The sequence below is a fragment of the Gordonia sp. SGD-V-85 genome (assembly GCF_001456905.1).
Lineage (GTDB): Bacteria > Actinomycetota > Actinomycetes > Mycobacteriales > Mycobacteriaceae > Gordonia > Gordonia hongkongensis.
Genome location: NZ_LNQO01000005.1, coordinates 1 through 22,848, shown reverse-complemented (window position 1 = coordinate 22,848; position 22,848 = coordinate 1). Strand labels below are relative to the sequence as shown.

General features: G+C 68.0%; 21 protein-coding genes and 1 pseudogene. 10 read left to right on the top strand and 12 right to left on the bottom strand.

The features are described from left to right. Positions 1 to 31 precede the first annotated feature (31 nt). The 3 genes from AS181_RS07205 (at position 32) to AS181_RS07195 (ending at position 3,791) form a co-directional block, all read left to right on the top strand. On the top strand, positions 32 to 1,636 hold the full coding sequence (locus AS181_RS07205; protein WP_058251117.1) for a Rieske 2Fe-2S domain-containing protein: 1,605 nt from the start codon (positions 32 to 34) through the stop codon (positions 1,634 to 1,636). A 16-nt stretch (positions 1,637 to 1,652) separates the two neighbouring features. Further along, on the top strand, positions 1,653 to 2,267 hold the full coding sequence (locus tag AS181_RS07200; RefSeq protein ID WP_058250923.1) for a TetR/AcrR family transcriptional regulator: 615 nt from the start codon (positions 1,653 to 1,655) through the stop codon (positions 2,265 to 2,267). 87 nt (positions 2,268 to 2,354) lie between these two features. Further along, complete coding sequence (locus AS181_RS07195; protein WP_058250922.1) at positions 2,355 to 3,791, top strand: lipase family protein; 1,437 nt, start codon at positions 2,355 to 2,357, stop codon at positions 3,789 to 3,791. 51 nt (positions 3,792 to 3,842) lie between these two features. Here AS181_RS07195 and AS181_RS07190 read toward each other — a convergent pair whose 3' ends face one another. Beyond that, the gene (locus tag AS181_RS07190; RefSeq protein ID WP_058251116.1) at positions 3,843 to 6,173 is read right to left on the bottom strand and encodes a molybdopterin oxidoreductase family protein; all 2,331 of its coding nucleotides are present in this window, start codon (positions 6,171 to 6,173) and stop codon (positions 3,843 to 3,845) included. A gap of 302 nt (positions 6,174 to 6,475) precedes the next feature. Here AS181_RS07190 and AS181_RS07185 point away from each other — a divergent pair, with 302 nt between their 5' ends. After that, the gene (locus AS181_RS07185; protein WP_058250921.1) at positions 6,476 to 6,688 is read left to right on the top strand and encodes a hypothetical protein; all 213 of its coding nucleotides are present in this window, start codon (positions 6,476 to 6,478) and stop codon (positions 6,686 to 6,688) included. A 72-nt stretch (positions 6,689 to 6,760) separates the two neighbouring features. Here AS181_RS07185 and AS181_RS07180 read toward each other — a convergent pair whose 3' ends face one another. From AS181_RS07180 to AS181_RS07165, 4 genes are all read right to left on the bottom strand, one after another. Continuing rightward, complete coding sequence (locus AS181_RS07180) at positions 6,761 to 7,270, bottom strand: GNAT family N-acetyltransferase (protein ID WP_058250920.1); 510 nt, start codon at positions 7,268 to 7,270, stop codon at positions 6,761 to 6,763. A gap of 40 nt (positions 7,271 to 7,310) precedes the next feature. Continuing rightward, the gene (locus AS181_RS07175; RefSeq protein WP_058250919.1) at positions 7,311 to 8,564 is read right to left on the bottom strand and encodes a lipase family protein; all 1,254 of its coding nucleotides are present in this window, start codon (positions 8,562 to 8,564) and stop codon (positions 7,311 to 7,313) included. Between the two features lie 102 nt (positions 8,565 to 8,666). Next, positions 8,667 to 9,554 (bottom strand): DMT family transporter, encoded by an 888-nt coding sequence (locus AS181_RS07170; RefSeq protein WP_058250918.1) that lies wholly within the window; start codon positions 9,552 to 9,554, stop codon positions 8,667 to 8,669. 52 nt (positions 9,555 to 9,606) lie between these two features. Further along, the gene (locus AS181_RS07165) at positions 9,607 to 10,026 is read right to left on the bottom strand and encodes a VOC family protein (protein ID WP_058250917.1); all 420 of its coding nucleotides are present in this window, start codon (positions 10,024 to 10,026) and stop codon (positions 9,607 to 9,609) included. 73 nt (positions 10,027 to 10,099) lie between these two features. Between AS181_RS07165 and AS181_RS07160 the strand changes: the two genes are divergently transcribed. Then, positions 10,100 to 10,675: a helix-turn-helix domain-containing protein gene (locus AS181_RS07160; protein ID WP_058250916.1), complete on the top strand. Its 576-nt coding sequence runs from the start codon at positions 10,100 to 10,102 to the stop codon at positions 10,673 to 10,675. Between the two features lie 76 nt (positions 10,676 to 10,751). Here AS181_RS07160 and AS181_RS07155 read toward each other — a convergent pair whose 3' ends face one another. From AS181_RS07155 to AS181_RS07145, 3 genes are all read right to left on the bottom strand, one after another. Continuing rightward, on the bottom strand, positions 10,752 to 11,687 hold the full coding sequence (locus AS181_RS07155; protein WP_058250915.1) for a hypothetical protein: 936 nt from the start codon (positions 11,685 to 11,687) through the stop codon (positions 10,752 to 10,754). 14 nt (positions 11,688 to 11,701) lie between these two features. After that, positions 11,702 to 12,961 (bottom strand): serine--tRNA ligase, encoded by a 1,260-nt coding sequence (serS, locus tag AS181_RS07150; protein WP_058250914.1) that lies wholly within the window; start codon positions 12,959 to 12,961, stop codon positions 11,702 to 11,704. 66 nt (positions 12,962 to 13,027) lie between these two features. Next, positions 13,028 to 13,453 carry an ankyrin repeat domain-containing protein gene (locus AS181_RS07145; protein ID WP_231742329.1) on the bottom strand — a complete coding sequence of 142 codons (426 nt, stop codon included), beginning with the start codon at positions 13,451 to 13,453 and terminating at the stop codon, positions 13,028 to 13,030. 81 nt (positions 13,454 to 13,534) lie between these two features. Between AS181_RS07145 and AS181_RS07140 the strand changes: the two genes are divergently transcribed. Beyond that, positions 13,535 to 14,503, top strand: coding sequence for a cation diffusion facilitator family transporter (locus AS181_RS07140; RefSeq protein ID WP_058250913.1), 969 nt, complete (start codon positions 13,535 to 13,537; stop codon positions 14,501 to 14,503). 146 nt (positions 14,504 to 14,649) lie between these two features. Here the strand turns inward: AS181_RS07140 and AS181_RS07135 are convergent, their stop codons facing one another. The 3 genes and pseudogenes from AS181_RS07135 to AS181_RS07125 all read right to left on the bottom strand — a co-directional run bounded on the left by AS181_RS07135 (position 14,650) and on the right by AS181_RS07125 (position 19,131). Then, positions 14,650 to 15,792 (bottom strand): HNH endonuclease, encoded by a 1,143-nt coding sequence (locus AS181_RS07135; protein ID WP_435082192.1) that lies wholly within the window; start codon positions 15,790 to 15,792, stop codon positions 14,650 to 14,652. A 659-nt stretch (positions 15,793 to 16,451) separates the two neighbouring features. Next, positions 16,452 to 17,486 (bottom strand): annotated as a pseudogene (locus AS181_RS07130) (crotonase/enoyl-CoA hydratase family protein). After that, positions 17,482 to 19,131 carry an acyl-CoA dehydrogenase family protein gene (locus tag AS181_RS07125; protein ID WP_058250912.1) on the bottom strand — a complete coding sequence of 550 codons (1,650 nt, stop codon included), beginning with the start codon at positions 19,129 to 19,131 and terminating at the stop codon, positions 17,482 to 17,484. The pseudogene AS181_RS07130 and the gene AS181_RS07125 overlap by 5 nt, the downstream one beginning before the upstream one ends. 121 nt (positions 19,132 to 19,252) lie before the next feature. Between AS181_RS07125 and AS181_RS07120 the strand changes: the two genes are divergently transcribed. The 4 genes from AS181_RS07120 to AS181_RS07105 all read left to right on the top strand — a co-directional run bounded on the left by AS181_RS07120 (position 19,253) and on the right by AS181_RS07105 (position 22,201). Then, the gene (locus AS181_RS07120; RefSeq protein WP_197414679.1) at positions 19,253 to 19,996 is read left to right on the top strand and encodes a PaaX family transcriptional regulator C-terminal domain-containing protein; all 744 of its coding nucleotides are present in this window, start codon (positions 19,253 to 19,255) and stop codon (positions 19,994 to 19,996) included. A gap of 110 nt (positions 19,997 to 20,106) precedes the next feature. Next, positions 20,107 to 21,240, top strand: coding sequence for a septum formation family protein (locus AS181_RS07115; protein WP_058250910.1), 1,134 nt, complete (start codon positions 20,107 to 20,109; stop codon positions 21,238 to 21,240). A gap of 4 nt (positions 21,241 to 21,244) precedes the next feature. After that, positions 21,245 to 21,595 (top strand): metallopeptidase family protein, encoded by a 351-nt coding sequence (locus AS181_RS07110; RefSeq protein WP_058250909.1) that lies wholly within the window; start codon positions 21,245 to 21,247, stop codon positions 21,593 to 21,595. 105 nt (positions 21,596 to 21,700) lie between these two features. Beyond that, positions 21,701 to 22,201, top strand: coding sequence for a hemerythrin domain-containing protein (locus tag AS181_RS07105; RefSeq protein ID WP_058250908.1), 501 nt, complete (start codon positions 21,701 to 21,703; stop codon positions 22,199 to 22,201). Between the two features lie 176 nt (positions 22,202 to 22,377). On the opposite strand, the gene AS181_RS07100 is transcribed toward AS181_RS07105, so the two are convergent. After that, positions 22,378 to 22,848: transposase (locus AS181_RS07100; protein WP_175404290.1), on the bottom strand; the 471-nt coding region annotated here is incomplete at its 5' end.

Genomic DNA, 22,848 nt, shown 5'->3' with positions numbered 1-22,848 from the left:
CAGCCCCGCGCACACCATGAAAGGCCCCTTCGTGCAGATCACCAGCATCGGTCATGCCGGTTTCCACATCCAGACCACCGCCGGATCGATCCTCTGCGACCCCTGGGTCAACCCGACGTACTTCGCCTCCTGGGTGCCCTTCCCGGACAACTCCGGACTCGACTGGAAGGCGCTCGGCGACTGCGATTACCTCTACGTCTCGCATCTGCACCGCGATCACTTCGACGAGCAGAACCTGCGCGAGAACGTGAACAAGGACGCCACCGTCCTGCTCCCCGACTACCCGGTGCCGGACCTGCGCCGCGAACTCGAGAAGCTCGGATTCTCCAAGTTCGTGGAGACCACCGACTCGGTCAAGACGACGGTCACGAACGACAAGGGTTCGCTGGACGTCATGATCATCGCGTTGCGGGCGCCCGCCGACGGCCCGATCGGCGACAGTGGACTCATCGTCTCCGACGGCGAGACGGTGTGCTTCAACATGAACGACGCCCGGCCGATCGACCTGGACGTCGTCGACGAGGCGTTCGGGCACGTCGACGTCCACCTGCTGCAGTACTCCGGCGCGATCTGGTACCCGATGGTCTACGACATCCCGCGGAAGTCCAAGGCCAACTTCGCCTCTCAGAAACGACAGCGCGGAATGGACCGTGCGCGTTCCTATATCGAGCAGGTCGGGGCGACGTGGGTGGTGCCGTCGGCCGGACCGCCGATGTTCCTCGACGAGGACCTGTTCTACCTCAACGACTTCGGGTCCGCCGAGACCGCGGACACCACGTCGATCTTCCCGGACCAGGAAACCTTCCTGGAGCAGATGCGCATCCACGGCACCGACGACGGCGAGAAGCACCGCGGCCTGATGATGGTGTCGGGTTCGGTCGCCGACTTCTCGGGACCGACGCTGAACGAGGTGACCCATCCCTACGCGCCCGCCGATGTCTTCGGCGAGAACAAGCGGGCCTACCTCGAGCGGATGAAGGAGAAGTTCGCACCGGTCATCGCCGCGGAGAAGGCCACGTGGGCACCGGCCGAGGGCGAGCCGCTGATCGGCGCCCTCCGCGAGCTGTTCGAGCCGATCATGGCGCAGTCGGATCTGATCTGCGACGGCATCGGCTACCCCGTCGGACTGGTGATGACCCCCGGCGGCGGCCCGGCCAACGACGCCACCGAGACCGTCGTGATCGACTTCCCGAACCGCATCGTGCGCGAGCCCAAGGAAGGAGAGGGCAAGTACCGCTACGGTTTCCGGATCGCCACCGAGCTGGTCCGGACCGTCCTGCGCGACAACGAGCCCGACTGGGTCAACACCATCTTCCTGTCGACGCGGTTCACCACCTGGCGCATCGGCGGTTACAACGAGTTCCTCTACACCTTCTTCAAGTGCCTGACCGACGAACGGATCGCTTACGCCGACGGCTGGTTCGCCGAAGCACACGACGACTCGGCGTCGATCACCAAGGACGGTTGGGAGATCCAGCGGCGCTGCCCGCACCTCAAGGCCGATCTCGGCAAGTTCGGGGTCATCGAGGGCGAGAAGCTGACCTGCAATCTGCACGGATGGCAGTGGGATCTGCCCACGGGACGCTGCCTGACGTCGAAGGGGCATGAACTCCGCGCGTCGAAGCTCGACTCGTAGCCGGATCGCCACCTCGATGACCTCCGAACGCACCTACGGTGGCCGTTCGGTGAGCGACCGGGCCGCCGAACGGCGGCAGCGTTTTCTCGACGCCGCGCTGGCCGAGTTCACCGACACCGGTTACGCGAAGTCATCGGTCACGTCGATCTGCCGGGTGGCCGGGCTGTCGCGACGCCAGTTCTACGCGGAGTTCACCGACCGCGAGGAACTCCTGGTGGCCCTGTACGACACCGTGCAGGGCGCCGCCCGCAGTGCGGTGGCAGAAGCATTGGCCGACTGCCCTTCTCGAGATCTTCGCGATCTGAGCACCGCAGCGATGCGCGCCTATATGGCATCCGTGGGCACCGATCCCCGGCGCGCGGCGGTGTCGTTCGTCCAGATCGTCGGCGTGAGCCCGCGCGTCGAGCAGCACCGCCTCGACGGACGTGAGGAGTGGGTCGAGTTCTTCGTGTCCGCCATGTCGGAGTTCGCCGACCGGCCCGCAACGCCGCGGCAGCGTCACCTCGCGATCGCCTTCGTCGGAGCGCTCACCGGCTTGGTCCATCGCTGGAGCGAGGCGCCCGACCCCGACACCCTCGACGACGTCGTCGCGGTGCTGGCCGACATCCTGCTCGCCTTCACCACCCTCTGACCACCGGGCCATTGTGTCCTCCGACACACCGGGTGTATGTTCTCCCGAAGTGTGAGACACAAACGTCTCACTTTCGGAAGGGTTGCCATGCGGGGATGGAAACGCCACGGATCACGGGGATTCGTGCGCTTGATGGTGGGATTCGGACTTGTGGCGCTCGTCGCCGGCGGGCCGTTCGGGCCGGTCACTGCCTCCGCGGAGCCGTCGTCGGTCCCGGTGGCGCCGGTGCTCCCGTTCCCGGTTCCGCCCGCGATCCCGGAGTTCGACACGGACTTCTACCTGCCACCGCAGGCGGTGGTCGCGGCCAAGAAACCCGGTGAGCTCATCGCCGCGCGACGAGTGCATGTCGCGGCCCTGTCGGTGATCCCGATCAACGTCGACGCCTGGCAGATCTCGTACCGATCGACCAACACCCGGGGCGAGCCGATCCCGGCCGTGGCGACACTGCTCAAACCGAAGGGCCGAGCGAAGCCCGGACCGTCGAAACTCGTGTCGTGGCAGTCCGCGGAGGACTCCACCGCGATGTACTGCGCGCCGTCGTATGCGTTGCAGCAGGGCTCCATTCCGGGACAACTGACCGGCTCGGTGGACTCGAGCCTCGAGGTCCTGCAGATCACCTCGCTGGTCGGCGCCGGATGGTCGGTTGTCATTCCCGACCATCAGGGCCCCGAATCCGCCTTCGCGGCAGGCCCTCTCGCGGGCCGAATCACCCTCGACGGAATCCGGGGCGCGCGGAACTTCGCGCCGTTGGGCCTCGAAGACGACCTGCGTGTGGGCCTGATGGGCTACTCCGGCGGGGCGATCGCCACGGGCTGGGCAGCCGAGCTGGCTTCGCGATACGCCCCGGAGCTGCCGATCGTCGGCGCTGCCGAAGGTGGCGTGCCCGCGGACATCCGCGCTCTGGTCGATCTCGCCGACAAGAACGCGGCGTCGGGCCTGATCATGGCCGGGATCATCGGGGTCAGCCGGGAGTACCCCGAACTCGACCGGTTCCTGCAGCGGCATATCAACCCACTCGGCAGAGCCCTGCTGGCGAGCAAGAATCCGCTGTGCCTCACCTACCAGGCGGCGCTCGCACCGTTCGTGAACATCAAGGGCCTGATCAACCTGCCGGGCGATCCGCTGGACTACCCCGTCCCACGAAAGGTATTGGCAAACCTCCGAATGGGCGGCTCGACACCTGAGTTCCCGATGTTCATCTATCAGTCGAACCCCGACTGGATCGCCCCTGTGGGCCCGGTCAACGAGTTGGTCCGCACCTACTGCGCCGATGGCGCGAGTGTGCGATACGTGCGCGACCACTTCAGCGAACACATCACCCTCGCCGTTGAGGGGTTTGCGCCGGCCATCGTGTGGATGCGGGATCGCCTGGACGGCAAACCGGCACAGACCGGTTGCACCACAAGCGATCAGGGATCGATGGCGCTCGACCCGGCGACGTGGCGCGCGTTCGTCAATCTGGTGGGCAACAATCTCGCCCTGGCCATCAATCAGCAGTTGGGGAATCCGCCGCGGGTGCCGTGACAGAGCCTCTCGAGGAGTGAGGGATTCGTACCGGATTCCGGTACGAATCCCTCACTTCGCAGTCACGGGCGTCATCGACGCGGCACCCATCTTGAAGATCGGCTGCTTCGACGCCGGGTCCCAGTCGGTGATGGTCAGCTCGTTGGCCGCACGGTGGTGCCCGGTGTCGTCGTCTGCGTGGGCGTCCCAGTACCCGTAGTGGAAGGGCACGAACAGCACGCCGCGACGGATGGCGGCGATCCGCACCGTTGCGCTGATTGCGCCGCGCGGGCTGGCGATCTCGACGAGGTCGCCGTCGTGCACACCGCTGCGCGCGGCATCCAGTGCGTTGACCTCCACCCACACCTCCGGCGCCGCCCCGTCGAGTTCGGGTGCTCGCCCCGTCTTGGTGCGGGTGTGGAAGTGGTAGACCGTTCGTCCCGTGATCAGCGCGAAAGGGTGTTCGGCACTGGGACTCTCGGGAGGTGGCAGGTGTGGCGCCGCCTTGATCAGCGCCCGCGCCCCCGGGTTGAGGTCGCGGTACTCATCGGGTTGTAGCGGCTCGCCGGTGAGCAGATCCTTGCCGTACGACTCGCAGTAGTCCGCCGCGCTGTAGAACCGGCCGTCGGCGTAGAGACGCTCGGTGCCCTCGGGAGCGTCCGCGGTGCACGGCCACTGCACGCCACCGCGGGCCCGCAGCAACTCGTACGTCATCCCGCTGTAGTCGCAGGGCCGGCCCGCGCTGCACTCACGCCAGGATTCGAAAGCGGATTCGGCATCCGTCCACGGGGGCAACGGCTTCCCATCCCGGTCACGGAAGTCCATCCGACGGGCGTAGTCGAGAAAGATGTCGAGGTCGGCTCTGGCCTCGCCGGGCGGATCGACGGCCTTCTCCGACAGGTGCACGGTGCGATCGGCGTTGGTGAACGTGCCCGTCTTCTCACCCCATCCAGCTGCCGGGAGTACGACATCGGCGAGTGCGGTCGTCTCATTCGGGAACATGTCCTGCGCCACGACGAACACATCGTCCCGTTCGAGGATCGCGCGGATTCGCCCCAGCTCCGGCAGCGACACGGCGGGATTCGTGGCACTGATCCACAGCATCCGTATCGTCCCCTCTTCGGCGAGGCGGAAGATCTCCATCGCGTGGGTGGGCGGGTTTTCATGCGGGAGCCGGTCTTTCTCGATGTTCCACAGGTCGGCCAGTTCGCGCACGTGCGCGTCGTTCTCCCAGTTGCGGAACCCCGCGAGATCGCCGTCGGCCCCGCACTCTCTGGTGTTCTCGGCGGTGGGCTGGCCGTTCATCTGCAGCAGACCACAACCGGGCCGCCCGAGCATCCCCCGGATGAGGTGGATGTTGTTGACCTGAACCGCCGCGGCGGTCGCCTGGTGCGATTGGTAGAAGCCCTGCAACACCGTCGACACCAGTCGTTCGGCGCTGCCCAACAGACGTGCGGCGTGACGGAGATCGTCGGCCGGGACATCGCAGATCTCGGCGACGCGTTCCGGTGGATAGTCGTCGACCATCCGACGCAGGTCGTCGAAACCGACTGTGTGCGCGTCGATGTAACCGTGGTCGATCCAGTCGTTGGCGATGATTTCGTGCAGCAGCCCGTTCATGAGCGCGACGTTCGTGCCGGGTAGCGGTGCCAGGTGGACGGTGGCATGCCGGGCCACCGGCGTCGTCCGCGGGTCGACGCAGATGATGGCCGGCGGGTGGGGACCCGCGAGTCGGTCGAGGATGCGCATCCACGTGACGCTCTGGGTCTCGGCGATGTTGTGACCGAACAGCGCGATGGTGTCGGCATGGTCGAGGTCGGTGTAGGTGCCGGGCTGACCGTCGCTGGCGAACGAGGCCTTCAGTGCTTCCGCGGCCGTCGCGGTGCACAACCGGGTGTTGCCGTCCACGTGGTCGGTGCCGATGGCTCCGTGGGCGATGACCCCGAGCGTGTAGTACTCCTCCAAGAAGAGCTGTCCGGACGTGTAGAAGCCGATCGCGGCGGGTCCGTGTTCGTCGAGCAGGGTCCGGGACCGTTCGACGATGCGTCCCATTGCGTCGTCCCACGTGGCGTTGACCAGGCGTCCGTGCTCGCGGATCAGTGGGCGGGTCAGTCGGTCCCGAGACGAACTGGCCTGCCATCCGTAGAGATCCTTGACGTCGACGCGACCACGGTTGACACGGTCATCGGCCCGGCCGCGGACGCCGACGATCCGGTCGTCGACCACCGCAATGTCGAGGGCGTCGCCGTTGGAATGCAGGACCGACGCCGAGCGAACCCAGCGTTGCACCTCGTCAGGACTGATCCCGTCGCCCAGATGCTGATCGACCCGGGCCGGCCATCGTTCACCCGGCGCATACGGGGTGCGCCCACCCCAGAGGTCATCGATGCGATCGGCCACGATTCCCTCCCCACGACGGCACGACGCCTTCGGACCGTCGGGGTGTACCCAACCGCGTCCGGAGTCATTCGTCGTCCGTGGACCGCGATTCGACGCCGGCCGATTACTCCGACGCGATTGTGGGTAGCCCTCCGGCACGTTCGCTCGCGACCCGTTACCGACCCGTTGCGCGCGACACGATCCGAGCTCGACGACCTCGGCAAGAGGTCCCGGGCGCGGACAGATTTCTACGATGAGGAACAGGGCTCACGGCCGGACACGACGTCGGACCGCGAGTCGCACACAACGACCGTGAGGAGAACATCATGGCCAAGTACCGCGTCATCGATTCGAGCGAGAACGTCGTCGAGGAGAAGGAGTTCGACGACGCCACCGGCGCATACGACTGGTTCAAGACCGTCGCCGCACCGGACGACAGCCTCGGCACCGTCATGCAGGTGCACGACGACGGCGAGTGGAAGAACTTCGAGGTCTCGGACGGGGGCACCAACGCCAGCCCGTCCGCCGACGCCGACTGAACCGCCTCCCCTCGGCAGGACGAGGTCGGCCACCCTTCGCGCCCCGGGTCTCCCGGGGCGCGAAGTCCGTTCTCAGACCCCGAACGCAGCCGGATAGGCGATCGTCCCGCTCGGCACCGGGCGCGCATCGTCGAGCACCAGCGCCATCATCGCCTCGTCCGGGACGTCGAACGGTGCGCGGATTCCGAATCGGGACGCCGGGACGAAACCGAATCTCGGGTAGTACTCGGCATGGCCGAGCACCACCACCACATTCTCGCGGTGCGCGCGGGCAACGTCGAGACCCGCGACGATGGCCGCGGAGCCCGCCCCGGACCGTTGACACGACGGCAACACGGCGCAGGGTCCGAGCGTGAGCGCCGGTGCCGCGTCGACGCGGCACCGCGAATACGACGCGTACCCGACGATCGTGCCGTCGGCGTCGGTCGTGACGATGGAGAGCCCGTCGATCCAGGCGTCGCTGTCGGCCCGCAGCTCATCGACGATCCGCGCCTCGTCGGGGGTCGGGAACGCTGCGAGCACCACGTCGCGGATCGCGTCGGCATCCCCGTCACGCTCGGCGCGGGTCGCCCACCTGCTCACGGGTTGTCCGCACGCCGTCGTGATGCTGTGACGGTCGCTGTCACCGACCGCACCCGCCGGCCGGCTGCCCGGAGAAGCGACTGTTGAGGAAGCCGAACGCCTCGGCGCTCCACGGGATGAACGCCCGGGTGTGGTTCGAGCCGCGGTACTCGGTGAACGTCGTCGGCACCCCGCGGTTGCAGAACGAGCCGGCGAGGCGCGCGACATCGGCCGCGATCATCACACCGTCGCCGGTGCCGTCGACATTGCCGACCCCGAGCATCATGGGGCTGCGCGGAGTGCCGAGCGTCCCCATCACATTCTGCGAGATCGCCTGTCGGACACCGGGAACGTCCAGCAGGCCGCCGACCGTCGACACGAGGAGCTGGTGATCGGTCAGACCCGGGTACTTGTCGGCGAACGCCTCGATGCACTCCCCCGCGACCTGTCCGAGGACCCGCTTGCCCTTCGGGGACAGGTAGGACTGCATGTCGATGCCATAGGTCTCGGCGTACACCGCCATCAGCGCCGGGATCACGCCGGCCCAGTTCTGACTGCCGTTGACGTACCCCAGATTGTTCGCCGGGTTCACCAGCACACCACCCGCGGCGGCCCCGACGATGTTCAGCTCCGGCGCGTAGCGCGGCGCCAGCTCCGCACCGAAGCCGGTGGGGATCGATCCGCCGGAGTAGCCGAACAGTCCGACCGGCGTCCGGGCCGGCGCCCGCAGGTGACCGAGTGCGGCCCGCACGCCGTCCAGCGCGGCGTACCCCGATTCGCGCGCCATCGTCCAGCGCAGCCCGCGGCCCTCGTAGTCGGGGGCGGCGACGGTGTAACCGGCGGCGAGGAGCCCGGAGATGAGCGTGATGTCGATCGGCGCCTCCGCGGCATTACCGCCGCGCAGCGTGTACGACGGGTCGCACTGCGAGCCGAGTGCGTCGTAGAACGAGTGGTACGAGACGATGCGTCGTGGCGCTCCGGCAGCCGCGCCCGGCGGGGAGATGACCGTGGTGACCGTCGCCGTCGGCCTGCCGAACTGGTTCGTCGTCCGGTAGAGGATCTGGGTGGCCGAGATCGGGATACTGGTTCCGCGCCAACCCAACTCGACCTGCCGCGTCCGCAGCGCTGCGCCTGGTGACCGCGATTCGTAGCCCGCGGGCGGATCGTAGAACGGGTCCTGCGACGGCAACTGCCCCGGCGCTGCCGCTGGTACCGGAACGGGCGCCGCCGACACCGTGGGCGCGAGGAGGGACAGGGTCGTCGTCAGCCCGAGGATCGCGGTCAGCGTTCCGAGGCCGCGGGAGAGAAGCCGCATGGATCGTCATCCTGCCCGATATGCGGCGTCTGCTGTGTCGTTCGGTTCCGACTCGGCACGAGACCGCGCCCGGATGTCACACCGAAGGTCACACCCGGGGCGTCAGCCAGGGGTGGCGTCCGGCACCGGGTTCTCGCCGGCCCGCTCGACCGCCTCGACCACCGGCGACATCGCCACCACCACTGCGCCGGCCACGGCAGCGACGAAGGCGATCACGGCGACGGCGCCCCAACCGGCACGCGTGGTGTCGCCGAGCACCAGGATGCCGATGACACCGGGGACGACCGTCTCGCCGACGACCAGAGCGGCCGACGCCGCGCTGACCGACCCCTTCTGGAGGGCAACGGTGAACATGTAGAAGCCACCCGGGCCACACAGGATGATCGCGTAGAGCGCCGGGTCGGTGAGCAGTTCACCGAGATCGAAGGGGTCGAGGCCGTCGAGGATGCGCACCGCGACCGCGAGGACCCCGAACAGCACACCGGCGGAGAGGCCCGCCAGTACCGCGACACGACTCTGCATCCGTGGCAGGATCGCGGCGCCGAGTCCCAGGATCGCTGCTCCCACGACGAGCACCGCCCAGTGCAGCCACCATTCGTGCTCGTGACCCTCGTCGCCGGCCGAGAAGCCCAGCAGGACCAGCGATACGACGACGACCGCGATCGCCGTCCAGTCGCGGACCGACAACCGCGCGTGCAGGAACAGCGTGGCGAGCACGACGGTCACGACGAGGTTCGCACTGACGATCGGTTGTGCCAGGAACAGCGGGATCATGCGGGCGGCGACCATGTTGCCGAGGAATCCGATGCCGTCGAGCGCCGTGCCCGCGAGGAACGACACCGTCAGCATCGCGGTGATCGTCGACCGCAACGACGGCGCCTCCCCCGGTGCGCCGGTGTCCTCGACACTCTGCGCGCCACGCGCCTGCAACACCGACGCGGTGCCGTACGCCAGCGCCGCGAACACCGCCGCGAGGATCCCGATCAGCATGGTCGAACAGTAACCACCGTCGAGCGGTCGTGCGGGACGATGACGATCGCGATCAGTTCGTCGACGCGTCGGCGACGTAGGCGTCGGCGAACCCACCGATCGCGGGGATCGGCTGGACGCAGTCGAGGAGTACGCCGTCGGGACCTTCGACGATGAAATGCCGCTGACCGAAGTCCTCGTCGCGCAACTCGAGCACCGGACGGAGTCCGTGTTCGTCCGTGAGACGCCGGTAGAGCACGTCGACGTCGTCGACCTCGATGTTGACCAGCAGTCCGGCGGCGGGTCGGCGGTGGCCCTCGGGGATCGTCGGATGAGTCGCATCCACGAGCGCCAGCTCGAACACGCCGGTGCGCATGCTGACGTACCAGTCCGCGGCGAAGGTGACCTCGAAGCCGAGAACCCGCCGGTAGAAGTCGGCGGCCGTGGCCACGTCGGTGGACATGAGGACCGGGTAGACGCTGGTGACGTTCATGTTGGAGCTCCTTTACGTACGATGTGTTTGTATAACCGACTATACATACGCAGCGTACGTAAAGGAACCTTCCGTGCCGAGAGCCTCCGCCGCGGCCGCAGCCGAGACGGCCCGTGCCGTCCTCGCCGCCGCCACCCGCCAGTTCGCCGATCGTGGATTCTCCGACGTGTCCCTCGACGACGTCGCCGAGGCCGCGGGCGTCACCCGCGGCGCCGTCTATCACCACTTCCGCAACAAGGGCGCGCTGTTCGCGGCGGTGGCCGCGGCCTGCCACCAGCAGGTCGCCGATGCGGTCGTCGCGGCGGCCGAAGCCGCCGGCACCGACCCGGCCGGTCAGTTGAGTGCCGGGTCGCACGCGTTCGTGGACGCGATCACCAGCGGAGCCGCCGTGCGCATCCTGCTGATCGACGGACCTGCGGTGGTCGGCTGGGACGAGTGGCGCCGACTCGACGAGGCCGGGTCGGCGACCCATCTGCGCGAGGCCCTCGTGGCAGTCGGCGTCGATGGCGAGTTGGTCGACGTGATGACGATGCTGTTGTCGGGTGCGATGAACGAAGCCGCCCTCTGGCTCGCCCGGCATCCCGACGACGACACCGCACGCGAACGCGCCCACCGCGCGCTGGATCGGCTGCTGGCCGCGATCGTGTGAGGAATCCAATAGAATCTCAATGCGATTCGTCCCGGAAGGCGGCTCGAATCGCAACGCGAACGGTGGGCCTTGCGGCCTATCGCCGTTCGACCTCGCGCGGCGGATGGCCGTACCCGCGAGGCGCATTCGTCGCATCGGCCTTCTCGACCGCGGTGACCGCACCCGACGACGCCAGTACGACGCCGCCGAGAACTGCGCCGAGGAAGGCCACGATCGCGACCGGACCCCATCCGGCACGCGTGACGTCGCCGAGGAACGCGATGCCGACCGCCCCGGGCAGGACCGTCTGACCGACGACCAGCGCGGCGGCCGCGCCGTTGACCGAGCCGGTCTGCAGCGCCACGGTGAACAGGTAGAAACCGCCGATCCCGCTGAGCAGCAACGCATACAGCGCGGGGTCGGTGAACAACACCGACAGATCGAGTGGGTCGAGACCGTCCAGGATGCGAGAGGCCACCGCCATCACACCGAAGACGGCCCCGGCGATGAGACCGGTCACCGCCGCGATGTGCTTACGCAAGCGGCGCATCACGATCACGCCCAGCGCAATCAGGGCCGGTCCGGCAACGAGTACCGCCCAGTGCATCCACGCATCGTGCTCCACACCTTCGCGACCCGCCGAGAGCGCGAGCAGCACCAACGACAGCACGATCACCGCCCCGGAGATCCAATCCCGCAGCATCAGACCAACTTTCAGGACCACCATCGCCAGCAGCGCGGTGGCCACGAGCCGTGCGGAGATGATCGTCTGCGACAAGAAGAGCGGGATCAGCCGTGCCGACGCGATGGTCGCGACGAAACCGATGATGTCGAAGACGAATCCGACGAGGAACGGCACCGTGAGCATGGTGGCCGCCGTGGAGCGCAACGACGGATGCGCGGCGGCCGACCGACGGCGCTCCTCACGGATCGCCGCTCGCTGCGCGACCTGCTCGGCGCCCAGCGCCTGCAGCACCGCTGCGGCGGCGAACGCCAGCGACCCGATCACCGCGATCACGATGCCGGCGGTCATGACAGGAGCTCAGCTCAACGCGGGGTGAGCACGTCGGTGCCCACGAACTTGGCGAGTTCGGCGGGCAGCCGGACCGAACCGTCGGGTTGCTGGTGATTCTCGAGGATCGCGACCAGCCAGCGGGTGGTCGCCAGCGTTCCGTTGAGCGTCGCGGCGGTCTGCGGTTTGCCGTTCTCGTCGCGGTAGCGGATCGAGAGGCGTCGTGCCTGGAACGTGGTGCAGTTCGACGTCGAGGTCAGCTCGCGGTAGGTGCCCTGCGTCGGTACCCAGGCTTCGCAGTCGTACTTCCGCGAGGCCGACGAGCCGAGGTCGCCGCCGGCGACATCGATCACGCGGTACGGCACGTCGATGGCGGCGAGCATGTCCTTCTCCCAGCCCAGCAGGCGCTGGTGCTCGGCCTCGGCGTCCTCGGGCCGGCAGTAGACGAAGCCCTCGACCTTGTCGAACTGGTGGACGCGGATGATGCCCCGGGTGTCCTTGCCGTAGCTGCCGGCCTCGCGTCGGAAACAGGTCGACCAGCCGGCGTAGCGCTTCGGACCGTCGGACAGGTCGAGGATCTCGTCCATGTGGTACCCCGCGAGCGGCACCTCCGACGTGCCGACCAGGTACAGGTCGTCGTCCTTGTCGAGGTGGTAGACCTCGTCGGCATGGGCGCCGAGGAACCCGGTTCCCTCCATGACCTCCGGCCGGACCAGCACCGGCGGGATCATCAAGGTGAACCCGTTCGCGGTGGCCTTCGCCGCGGCCATGTTCAGCAGTGCGAGCTGGAGCTGCGCACCCTGGCCGGTGAGGAAGTAGAACCTCGAGCCCGACACCTTGGCGCCGCGCTCCATGTCGAGCAGTCCGAGCGACTCACCGAGTTCGAGGTGATCCTTCGGGTTCTCGATGGCGCGGGGCTCGCCGACGTGCTCGAGGACCACGTAGTCGTCCTCACCGCCGGCGGGCGCCCCATCGGCGACGATGTTGGAGATGGCCCGATGGGCCTTCGCCGCGGCCGCATCGGCCTCGGACTGGCGCGCCACCGCGGCCTTGACCTGCTCGGCAAGCTCCTTGCCCTTGGCCAGCAGCGCTTGCTTGTCGTCGCCCTGTGCCTTACCGACCTGCTTGCCGAGAGCTTTCTGCTCGGAGCGCAAAGCGTCCGCCTCGACGATGGCCGCCCGGCGCTCGGCGTCGGCGGCGAGCAGCGCGTCCACCAGGCCCGGGTCCTCACCGCGGGAGCGCTGTGAGGTGCGGACGAGGTCGGGGTTGTCGCGAACAGTCTTCAGGTCGATCACGACTTCAAACCCTACTTGAGAGCGCGATGCGAACCCGATCACGCCGCCGCGGTCCCCGGGGAGGTCTCAGCTCCACAGCCGACGCAGGTCCTCACGGCCGAACATGGCCGCTGCGGTATCGGCAGTCGGAGTCCCCACGTCCGGGTCCGCCCCGGCGTCGACGAGCGCCCGCACCACGTCGTCGAAACCCTTGAGCACCGCGCCCGCCAACGGCGTCTGCCCCTTGTCGTTGGCGAGGTCGGCGTCGGCACCGCGGTCGAGGAGGGCCGACACCGTCGACGCGTGGCCGTGGTAGGCCGCGAGCATCAGGAGCGAATCACCGGACTGGTTACGCAAATCGGCCGGGACGCCGGCGTCGAGGTAACCGGCGAGCGTGTCGGTGGCACCGGACCGCGCCATGTCGAAGAGTCGGGTGGCCAGTTCGACGACCTCGGGGCCCGGGGCGTCGATGCCGGGCCCGGCCTCGAGTGGATCGTCGGAATGGGCTGCCACTCCCGCGAGTGTAGGCGCGGCCGACACTCCCTCGATCTGGGTGAGGCCGCGGGCACCGCATCGTGTGGGAGACTCGGCGCAGTGACTCCTCCCGACGCGCAGCACGAATCCGGCGGACCCGGCGAGAGTTTCCTGACGGTCGTCATCGCGTTCGTGTCGAACCTCTTGATCGCCGTCGCCAAGACCGGCGCCGCGATGATCACCGGCTCCGCGTCGCTCGTCGCCGAAGCGGCCCACTCGTGGGCCGACACCGGGAACGAGATCCTGCTGCTGATCGCGGAGCGACGTGCCCATCGGCCCCGGGATGCCCGTCATCCACAGGGCTACGGACGCGAGGCGTACATCTGGTCGATGTTCGCGGCCTTCGGATTGTTCGCGGTCGGAGCCGCGGTGTCGGTGCAGCACGGCATCACCGAACTGCTGTCACCGGAGCCGGCGACGGATTACGGCATCGCCTATGCGGTCCTGGCGATCGCCGCGGTACTCGAGGGCATCTCGTTCGTGCGGTCGTATCAACAGGCGAAGCGCGGCGCGGTCAAGCGTCGGATCGGTCTGCTGCGACAGGTCTTCCGCACCTCCGACCCGACTCTGCGTGCCGTATTCGCCGAGGACGCGGCCGCGCTCATCGGTCTGGCCATCGCCTTCGTCGGAGTGCTCCTGCACCAGATCACCGGGTCGGCCACCTACGACGCGATCGGGTCGATCCTGGTGGGCGTGCTCCTCGGAGTCGTCGCCATCGTCCTGATCAACCAGAACAGGCGATTCCTGCTCGGACAGGCCGTCGACGACGCCGTCCAGCAGCGCGTCCTCCGGGACCTGCTCGCACACAACAACATCGAGCGCGTCACCTACCTGCACGTCGAGTACACCGGGCCCGTTCAGCTGTTCCTCGTCGCCGCCGTCGATTTCACGGGTGACGACGCCGAGTCCTCGGTGGCCACCGCTCTCCGGCAACTCGAGAACGAGCTGGAGCGCGACCCGCGAATCACGGAGGCGGTACTCACCCTCTCCGCCCCCGGCGACGCGGACCTCGTGCCCGACGCACCCTGATCTCACCGGGGTCTCGTAGCGCAAGCGCACGGATCGGGTCGTGCCTTCGCTACGAGATCCCTGGTGATTCCGTTTCACACTGTGGAGTTGTCAAAGGTCTTGTGGCGCCGGGGTCGACGCCGGAGGGTCTGGTCTGCGCGGGGCAGTTATACGAGAGCGTCGTCGAGTCGCATGGTGCGCCGGTTGTAGGCGGGTCGGGGTAGGCGTTTCGGGTCGATGTCGGCGGGTGGGATGAGCCATGGGTGCCGGTCGGGACCCATCACCACCTGCCAGCCGTGGTGATGGACCTGGGTGTGACAGCGTTGGCACAACAGGCACCCGTTGTCCAGATCGGTGGGACCACCATCGACCCAATGGACCAAGTGGTGAACTTGCGTATGCGCTGCTGGCGCACCGCATTTCACACAACACCGATCGCGGACGATGATCGCCTGCCGCAGATGGTGCGGGAACAGTCGCTTCGTGGTGCCCATCCGCAACGGCACCCCTTCGTCGTCGAGGACGATCTCGGCCACCGCACCATCACACGACAGCCGTCTTGTCGTCGACTCCGAGACCGCCCCCATCCACGGCAGCCGTGCCGGATCAGCGCCGTCGGCGGGGATGGTCACCATCAGTTGGGTGCGGGGTGCGCCGGCGGTGGTCATCGCCGCGCCGATCGCGGCTTGATCCAACAGCAACTCCAGCGCGTCGGCGCGTCGCTCGGCCGCACCGCGACGATCGGCGGCGCCGTCGGGTTCGGGACGCGGACAGGACCGTTCGTCGATCATGGACACGAACTTCTCTCCGATCACCGCGGTCACATCTCCGGCGATCGCGACCCGCCCGTCTTCGGTGATCCTGGTGTGCACGGTGTTCAGCGATGCGTCATCGGCCGCCGGCACAATGCTGGGGTCGGTGGGGGCGACCCGGATGGCGATCCCACGGGCGTGGTCGTCGATCTGGGCGGGGGTGGCTCCGGAGAACGCCTGCGCAAGCAACTCACTCTCATATCCGCTGCGATCGTCGTCGGACAGCGCTGTGGCAGAAAGTTTGTCGATGAGCGTTAGTCCGCGGATCACTGCGTCGACACATTCGGCGGACAGATAGCCCTCGGCGGCACAGTCTCCGACCTTCGGCACCGACTCCAGCCCGCCGGCGATCCGTACATAGCGGTACGCGGCCGCGGGTGGCATGCCCATCTCGATCAGTGCGTTCCGTGTGGTCGACCCCGCCCGCGCTGCCGCACTCGTGGCGTCGAAAAGTGCTGTGTGTACGGCGATCTGATGATCGAGCACGTTGCGCAACATCCGCAGCTCGTCGAGCCGCTCGTGCAGAGCACGGCCACTACCGTCGTCGGGTGGTGACGGCAGTGAGATGAGGGTGTCGCGGAGCTCGGTGATCTACGGCATGACACCAAGCTACTCGCAATCACGTTCGACGACGATGTTTCTCCACAGCCCTCATAGTCATCGAATCCTGTTGCACAGCAGTCGCTGTCACTCGTGCCCCAGCGGTGGGCCGTAGTGGACTGTGGTGAACAGAAACCCCACCAGTCACAGACGCCGGAGGGGTGCACCGGGGGGGCACCGCCTCGGACGCCGGACCCTTCGTGACGCGCCCTCCACAAGCCCCGGACGCTCCTCAGACTCAGGGGGCGGTGGGGGCCGCGCCCTCCGCAAGCTCCGGGCACTCCTCAGCATCTGCGCCTTGCGGGCTGTTGTGGACTATGAAAGAACACTCGTGAGCGTCCAAACTTCTGCTCCCTGGGGTGCGAGCAAAGCGGGCAACGAAGGACCTCGCACGGTGCCTCACCAGGCCCTTCGTGGCTCGTCGCTCGCGCTCCTCGCACCTCGGGGACCATGGGTTTTGCGGTTCTCTCCGATTAGGAAGCAGGGGTTGATCGCCGCCCTCCGCAAGCTCAGGGAGCAGAGCGGGGCGCACTTCGCTCACGTCAGTGCGGCGTCGATCACTCTGTCGGCGAACGGAATTGGGCACGCTTCCAGTCGCCGTTGATCTCATCGCGTTCGCGGACGGCGTCCCGGAACCCGACGGTCGCGGCCCGCTGCTGGAAGGCGTAGCCCTCGCGGGTGTGGCGGGAGACGCCGTCGAAGACCGTGCTGATCATGCCCGAATTCGCGACGCCCTGGGCCAGGAGCACACTGTTGAGCGCCAGTTTGGCCATCACGAGCTGATTGATCGGCATGCGGGCGATCCGCTCGAGCAATGCCTCCGTCCGGTCGTCGAGCTCGTCCGCCGGGGGCGCCTCGACGGCCAGCCCCCACTCGTGCGCCTGTGCGTCCGACAGGCAATCGCCGGTGAACAGCAGACGTTTGGCGCGCTGATCGCCGAGCCGATGAGCCCACATCCCCGCGGCGGGGATGCCCCACACCCGGGTCGGCGGATAGCCGATCTTGGTGTCGTCGGCGCAGATGATCTGGTCGGCGTAGAGGGCGATGTCCGTCCCGCCGGCGACGGCGAACCCGTGCAGCTTGGCGACCGTCGGCTTGTTCGCGTGGAGCAGGCTGGCGAAACCGCGGTTGAACCTGCTCATCATCGCGTAGTCGATCATGGGATCGATCCCAGGTGCGGACCGGGTCGTGATTGCGTGCCTGCACAACGGGATCGAGCACGGTGCCGGTCCGTGGGTTGACGGTATGGGGATCGACGTCCTGCGACGGGTCGCCGCCGTTCTCGGCGAAGATCGACAGGTCGTATCCGCCGCAGAAACCCTTGCCCCGCCCGGATACGACGATCACGTGGACACCGGGGTCGAGATCGGCGCGCTCCACCGCGTGCGACAGTTCTACGGGGTGTCGACGGTGATCGCGTTGCCCTGATCGGGTCGGTTGAAGGTGATACGGGCGATCCGGCCGGTGACCTCGTAGGTGAGCGTGCGGTAGTCGGCATCCGGCTCGCGTCCGGCGCGGCCGGCGAACAACGAGTCCGCACCGTCGCGCAGGTCGTCGCGCCACGCGGCCGGCCGCGAGCCGGACGACTCAATGACGGACGTTGTCCTGCACGGTCTTCGGCGTCACCCGTTCGATGATCGACGCCGTGTCGATCCCCGACGGCAGGGTGCCGAACACGTCCCCCCGGTCGTTGCCGAGCCGACTCGCGGCGAACGCGTCGGCGACCGCCGGATGGCCGTACCGCACCAGCAGGGAGGCCTGGAGGAGCTGGGCCATGCGGCCGACGACCCGCCGGGCCCGGTATTGCATCGCGTCGAGGTCGCCCAGCTCGCGTCGGAGTTCGTCGGCCGCGGCGTCGAGGTGCCGATCCGCCCCTGCCGCACTGTCGATCTCGTCGAGGAACACGGTCACCGTGTCGGGCTGTTTGGCCATCGCCCGCAACACATCGAGCGCGGCCACATTCCCCGACCCCTCCCAGATCGACATGAGCGGTGACTCCCGGAAGAGCCGCGGCATCCGTGACTCCTCCACATATCCGTTGCCGCCCAGGCACTCCAGCGCTTCGGCGGCATGGATCGGGGCGCGTTTGCACACGTAGTACTTGCTGACCGCCAGCGAGATCCGCCGCAGCGCATCCGCCCGGGTGTCGCCTGCGGTCGCCTTGTCGGTCAGTTCCGCGAGCCACAGTGCTGTCATCGTGGCCCCTTCCGACTCGACCGCGAGATCGGCGAGCACGTTGCGCATCAGCGGTTGGTCGACGAGCGCGGCGCCGAAGGCCCGGCGGTGGGTGGCGTGATGGGCGGCCTGGGCGACGCCGACCCGCATGCCGGTCGCCGAGCCGAGAGTGCAGTCCAGGCGGGTCATGTTCACCATCTCGATGATCGTCGCCACCCCGCGGCCCTCGTCACCGACGAGCCACCCGACTGTGTCGTCGTACTCGACTTCGCTGCTCGCGTTGGAGTGGTTGCCCAACTTGGCCTTCAGCCGCTGCAGCATAAAGGTGTTGCGGGATCCGTCGGGCAGCACCCGCGGCACGAAGAAGCACGACAGACCTCCCGGCGCCTGCGCCAGCACCAGGAACACATCGCACATGGGTGCGGAGGTGAACCATTTGTGGCCGGTGATGCGGTACGTCCCGTCCGGTTGGACGACGGCCGTGGTGGTGTTCGCGCGAACGTCGGAGCCGCCCTGCTTCTCGGTCATCGACATTCCGGCGGTCAGCCCCGCTTTCGACAGCGGCACCCGGAGACCGGGATCGTAGGTCGTCGAGACGAGCAGCGGCTCGTACAGCCCGGCGAGTTCGGGGTTGGCCCGCAGTGCCGGCACCACCCCGTAGGTCATCGACAACGGGCAGCCGTGCCCGGCGTCCACCGAACCCCACACGCTCGACTTCACCGCACGCTCGAAGTGCGCCGTCGGGCTCGGGTCCGACCATGCGGTACCACCGAGACCGAAACCGATACCCGTCCGCATGAGGTGGTGATAGGCGGGGTCGTAGGTGACCTCGTCCACCCGGTTGCCGTAGCGGTCGTGGGTCCGCAGTTCCGGCGGGTGGGACTCGGCGAGGTCGCCCCATCCGAGCGCTTCCGCACCACCGGCGAGACGGCCGATCCGGTGCAGGTCCTCGAGCATGTGGTCGGCGCCCGCGCGGTGAACCGCCTCGGAGATGGCCGGAATGTCCGCGGCGTCGAAGTCGACGAGTTCGGGGACCTGATTGGTGACGACGTGGGTGGACATGGCGGAACCCGCTTCCTGGTGGAGGTCGTAACCCACGGTATTACATGATTCTGCTGTGCGCCAGAGTCTTGTAATACCCGTCGTCGCCGCCGAGCCGATCCCGCCCGATAGCATCGACGCCGTGCCCGGACGCGTGGACATTCCCAAGCTCACGGCGCGATCGGTCATCCTCAGCGCCCTCCTCGGCCTCGACTCCCCCGATGCGTCGATCAACGGGCTCCTGGCCACGGCCACCGAGCTCGGGCTCCGGGAATCGACCGTGCGGGTGGCGCTGACGCGTCTGGTCGCGGCGGGAGACCTGGAACGCACCGACGGCAGATGCCGACTCTCGCCCCGCCTGGTCGAACGACAGCAGCGCCAGGATCGGGCACTCCATCCGGCACGACGGGACTGGGACGGCAGCTGGGATCTCGCGATCGTGACGATCGGTTCGGAGAGCTCGACCGAACGAGCCCTGCTGCGCGACACGCTGCGGAAGGCCCGGCTCGGCGAGATCCGGGAGGGCGTCTGGGCCCGCCCGGCCAACCTCGACATCGAGCTCCCACCCGAACTGCGCCGCCGTCTGAGCCTCTTCCGGGCGGCTCCCGAGGAGGCGTCTACCGAGCTGGCCGCACGACTGTTCACGCCGTCGACCTGGGCCGCGACCGCGGACGAATTGCTCGACGCACTCGCCGCCGCGGCGACGGTCGCCGATCGATTCGAGGTCGCCGCCGCCATCGTGCGGCACATCCTCCGCGACCCGCTCCTGCCCGCGGAACTCCTCCCCAACGCTTGGCCCGGGGATCGGCTCCGCGAGGGTTACGAGGGCTTTCGCAGCGAGCTCACCGGACTCACCGCCCGGCACCTGTCACCCGACGGGGAGTGAGGAACCGGTCTCAGAACCCGACCGGCGCGGTCATGCGGTGCATCGGCCCGGTCCGGCCATCGGCGCACGAGGGTGTGCCCCGTCCGATCCGTTAGGCATGATGGATCCCGATGAACGCGCCCGACCCCGACCGCAGCCACCCCGCCGACGCCGACGCACCGGCCGGCGGACCCCGCCGACCAGGCGCTTTCGCCCGCAACCCGGTCTTCGTGGTCCTGGGCGCGATCGTCGTCGGCGCACTCGTGGCCGGCGGGATCGCCTTCGCTGCGGGGGTCTTCGACGACAGCGGCAGCGTCGGCGGCAGCAACATCGGCGAGGGTGAGCGGTTGGTCGAGAACGCCTTCACGAAGTCGGTCGCGGGCGACTGTCTGGACTGGCCGGCCGGCAACCCCGGCCAGCCGGTCGATGTGCCGTGCGAGCAGAAACACCGCTTCGAGGTCGCGGGAGCCATCGACACCGCATTGATCCCCGGCGCGGAGTTCGGCGAAGACGCTCTCTGGCCCGGCGCCGAGCGGTTCGCGACGATCCGCGACGAACAGTGCCCGGTGATGGTGGACCAGTATCTCGCCGGGCGCCTCGACCCGCAGGGACGCTTCGCTGTCGGGATGATGTACCCCTCCCAGGTGCAGTGGGACAAGGGCGCGCGTCAGCTGCGGTGCGGGGTCCAGGAGAACGGCGCCGACGGAGCCCCGGTCCAGTTCTCCGGCCGGGTCGCCGACCAGAACCAGTCGTACGTCTGGCCCGAGGGCACCTGCGTCGGCATCGATCCCGAAACGCGCGCCCCGACCGGTTTCGCGGTGAGTTGTGCTGAGCCGCATGCCTTCCAGACGACCGGGATCGTCGATCTGTCGGTCCGCTTCGGCGACCGGATGTCGAACAAGCCGTGGCCGCCGACCGGCGCCCAGAACAGCTACCTCGGCTCGATCTGCCCGGTCCAGGCCGAACGGTTCGTGGGCGGGCGCAAGCAGCTCGACGCGACCACGCTCAACGTCCAGTGGTCGGTGCTCAGCGAGCCGAGTTGGCTCGCCGGAAGCCGCAAGGTGGTGTGCTACCTCGGGCTACCCGACAAGCGCGGCGGCTTCGCGACCCTGGTGGGCGACGCCAAGGGCGGCGCGCTGCTGATCAACGGGCGCGCGCCGGTCGCACCTCCGGAGGCGCCCCCGGGCCGGGCCCTGCCGACGCCGGTGCCGCTCCCGCCGGGCATCGCGCCCAACCCCGCCGAAGCACCGGCCCCGGCGGGCTGACCCGATGGCCGTGTACATGTCCGACGACGAGTTCGACGGGCTGGTCTCCGACGCGCTGGACACCATCCCCGGCGAACTGACCGACGCCATGAACAACGTCGTGATCCTCGTCGAACCGCACAACCCGGAAGAACCCGGCATCCTCGGGCTGTATCACGGTGTGGCACTGACGATGCGGACCACCGACTATGGCGGATTCCTGCCCGACACCATCACCATCTACCGCGACCCCATCCTCGCGATGTGCCACTCGCGGGAGGAGGTCGTCCACGAGGTGGCGGTCACCGTCGTCCATGAGATCGCACACCACTTCGGCATCGACGACGAGTGGCTGCACGCCAACGGTTGGGGCTAGTGGTGTGGCCGGCGCCCCGATTCCGCCGACTCGATGTTTGACCTGCGGCGGAACGCGGTACGAGGGGTAGCAGATCGAGCAGCCCTCTATCTCAGGAGTACGTCCATGTCCTCAGACGCCATCGTCATCCTCCGGGACGACCACAAGGAGATCCGCAAACTGTTCCGCGACTTCAGGTCGCAGGGCGACAACGCCGTGAAGACCAAGGGCAAGATCGTCGACAAGATCATCGAGGCCCTCACCGTGCACACCTACATCGAGAACGAGGTGATGTACCCCGAGATCCGCAAGCGGGTCCCCGATCTCGAGGACGACATCCTCGAGTCCTACGAGGAGCACCACGTCGCCGACGTGCTCGTCGTCGAGTTGGCCGCTCTCTCACCGGACAACGAGCGGTTCGACGCCAAGACCACCGTCCTGATCGAGAACGTGGAGCACCACATCGAGGAGGAAGAGGACGAGTGGTTCCCGAAGGTCCGAGAGGCGCTGAGCCGCAAGGAACTCCGGGAGATCGGTGAGGAGATGCTGCGCCGGCGGGAGAAGGCTCCCCGACGCCCGTCGCAACCGTCGGCGCTGAAGAAGACGGTCGACGCCATCATCAAGTAACCCTTCGTGACGCTCGCAAGCTCGCTCCTCAGCCTGAATCCGTGGAAGGGTTTCAGGTGGGGTGGGTTGGGGCGCGTGATCGTCTGATTGTGTTGTGGGCGTGTGGTATTCGCTGACCTGTGTCAGCCTTTTCACTGGGGTTCCTTGGTGGTGGGTGGGCGGGTGTGGTTGGTAGGTCAGGGAGTATGCACTGCGGCCCACAGCGTGGTGAAGGCGTGTTGGGTTGGCCAGTGTCGGGGTAGGTGCAGGACCGGTGTTCGTGCTGGTCGCGCTAGTCGGGCGGGTACCGCGATGAGTGTGCGGCGCAGCGTAGCGCCCCGCGCGGCCCGCAGTCTGGGGGTGTTGGTGAGTGCGGCGAGGGTGCGCATCAGGTTGTGGCTGATCGCGGTCAGTGCCAGCCAGGCGGCGTTGGCACCGAACCGTCCGGAGGGCAGATGGGCCAGCGGTCCGTCGATGAGGTCGGCGAACACGGTTTCGATGATGGCGTGGCGGCGGTGGGTGATGTCGGCGGTGACGGTGTCGTCGGTGGTGTTGGTGAAAAACGAGTGGTACCGCCAGGCGGGCATCAGGGTGTCGGTGCCGGCGGGGTGGTGGGCTGTGACCCGACGCACGATCAGGCGGGCGGTGACCGGCTGGGTGGAGTCCGG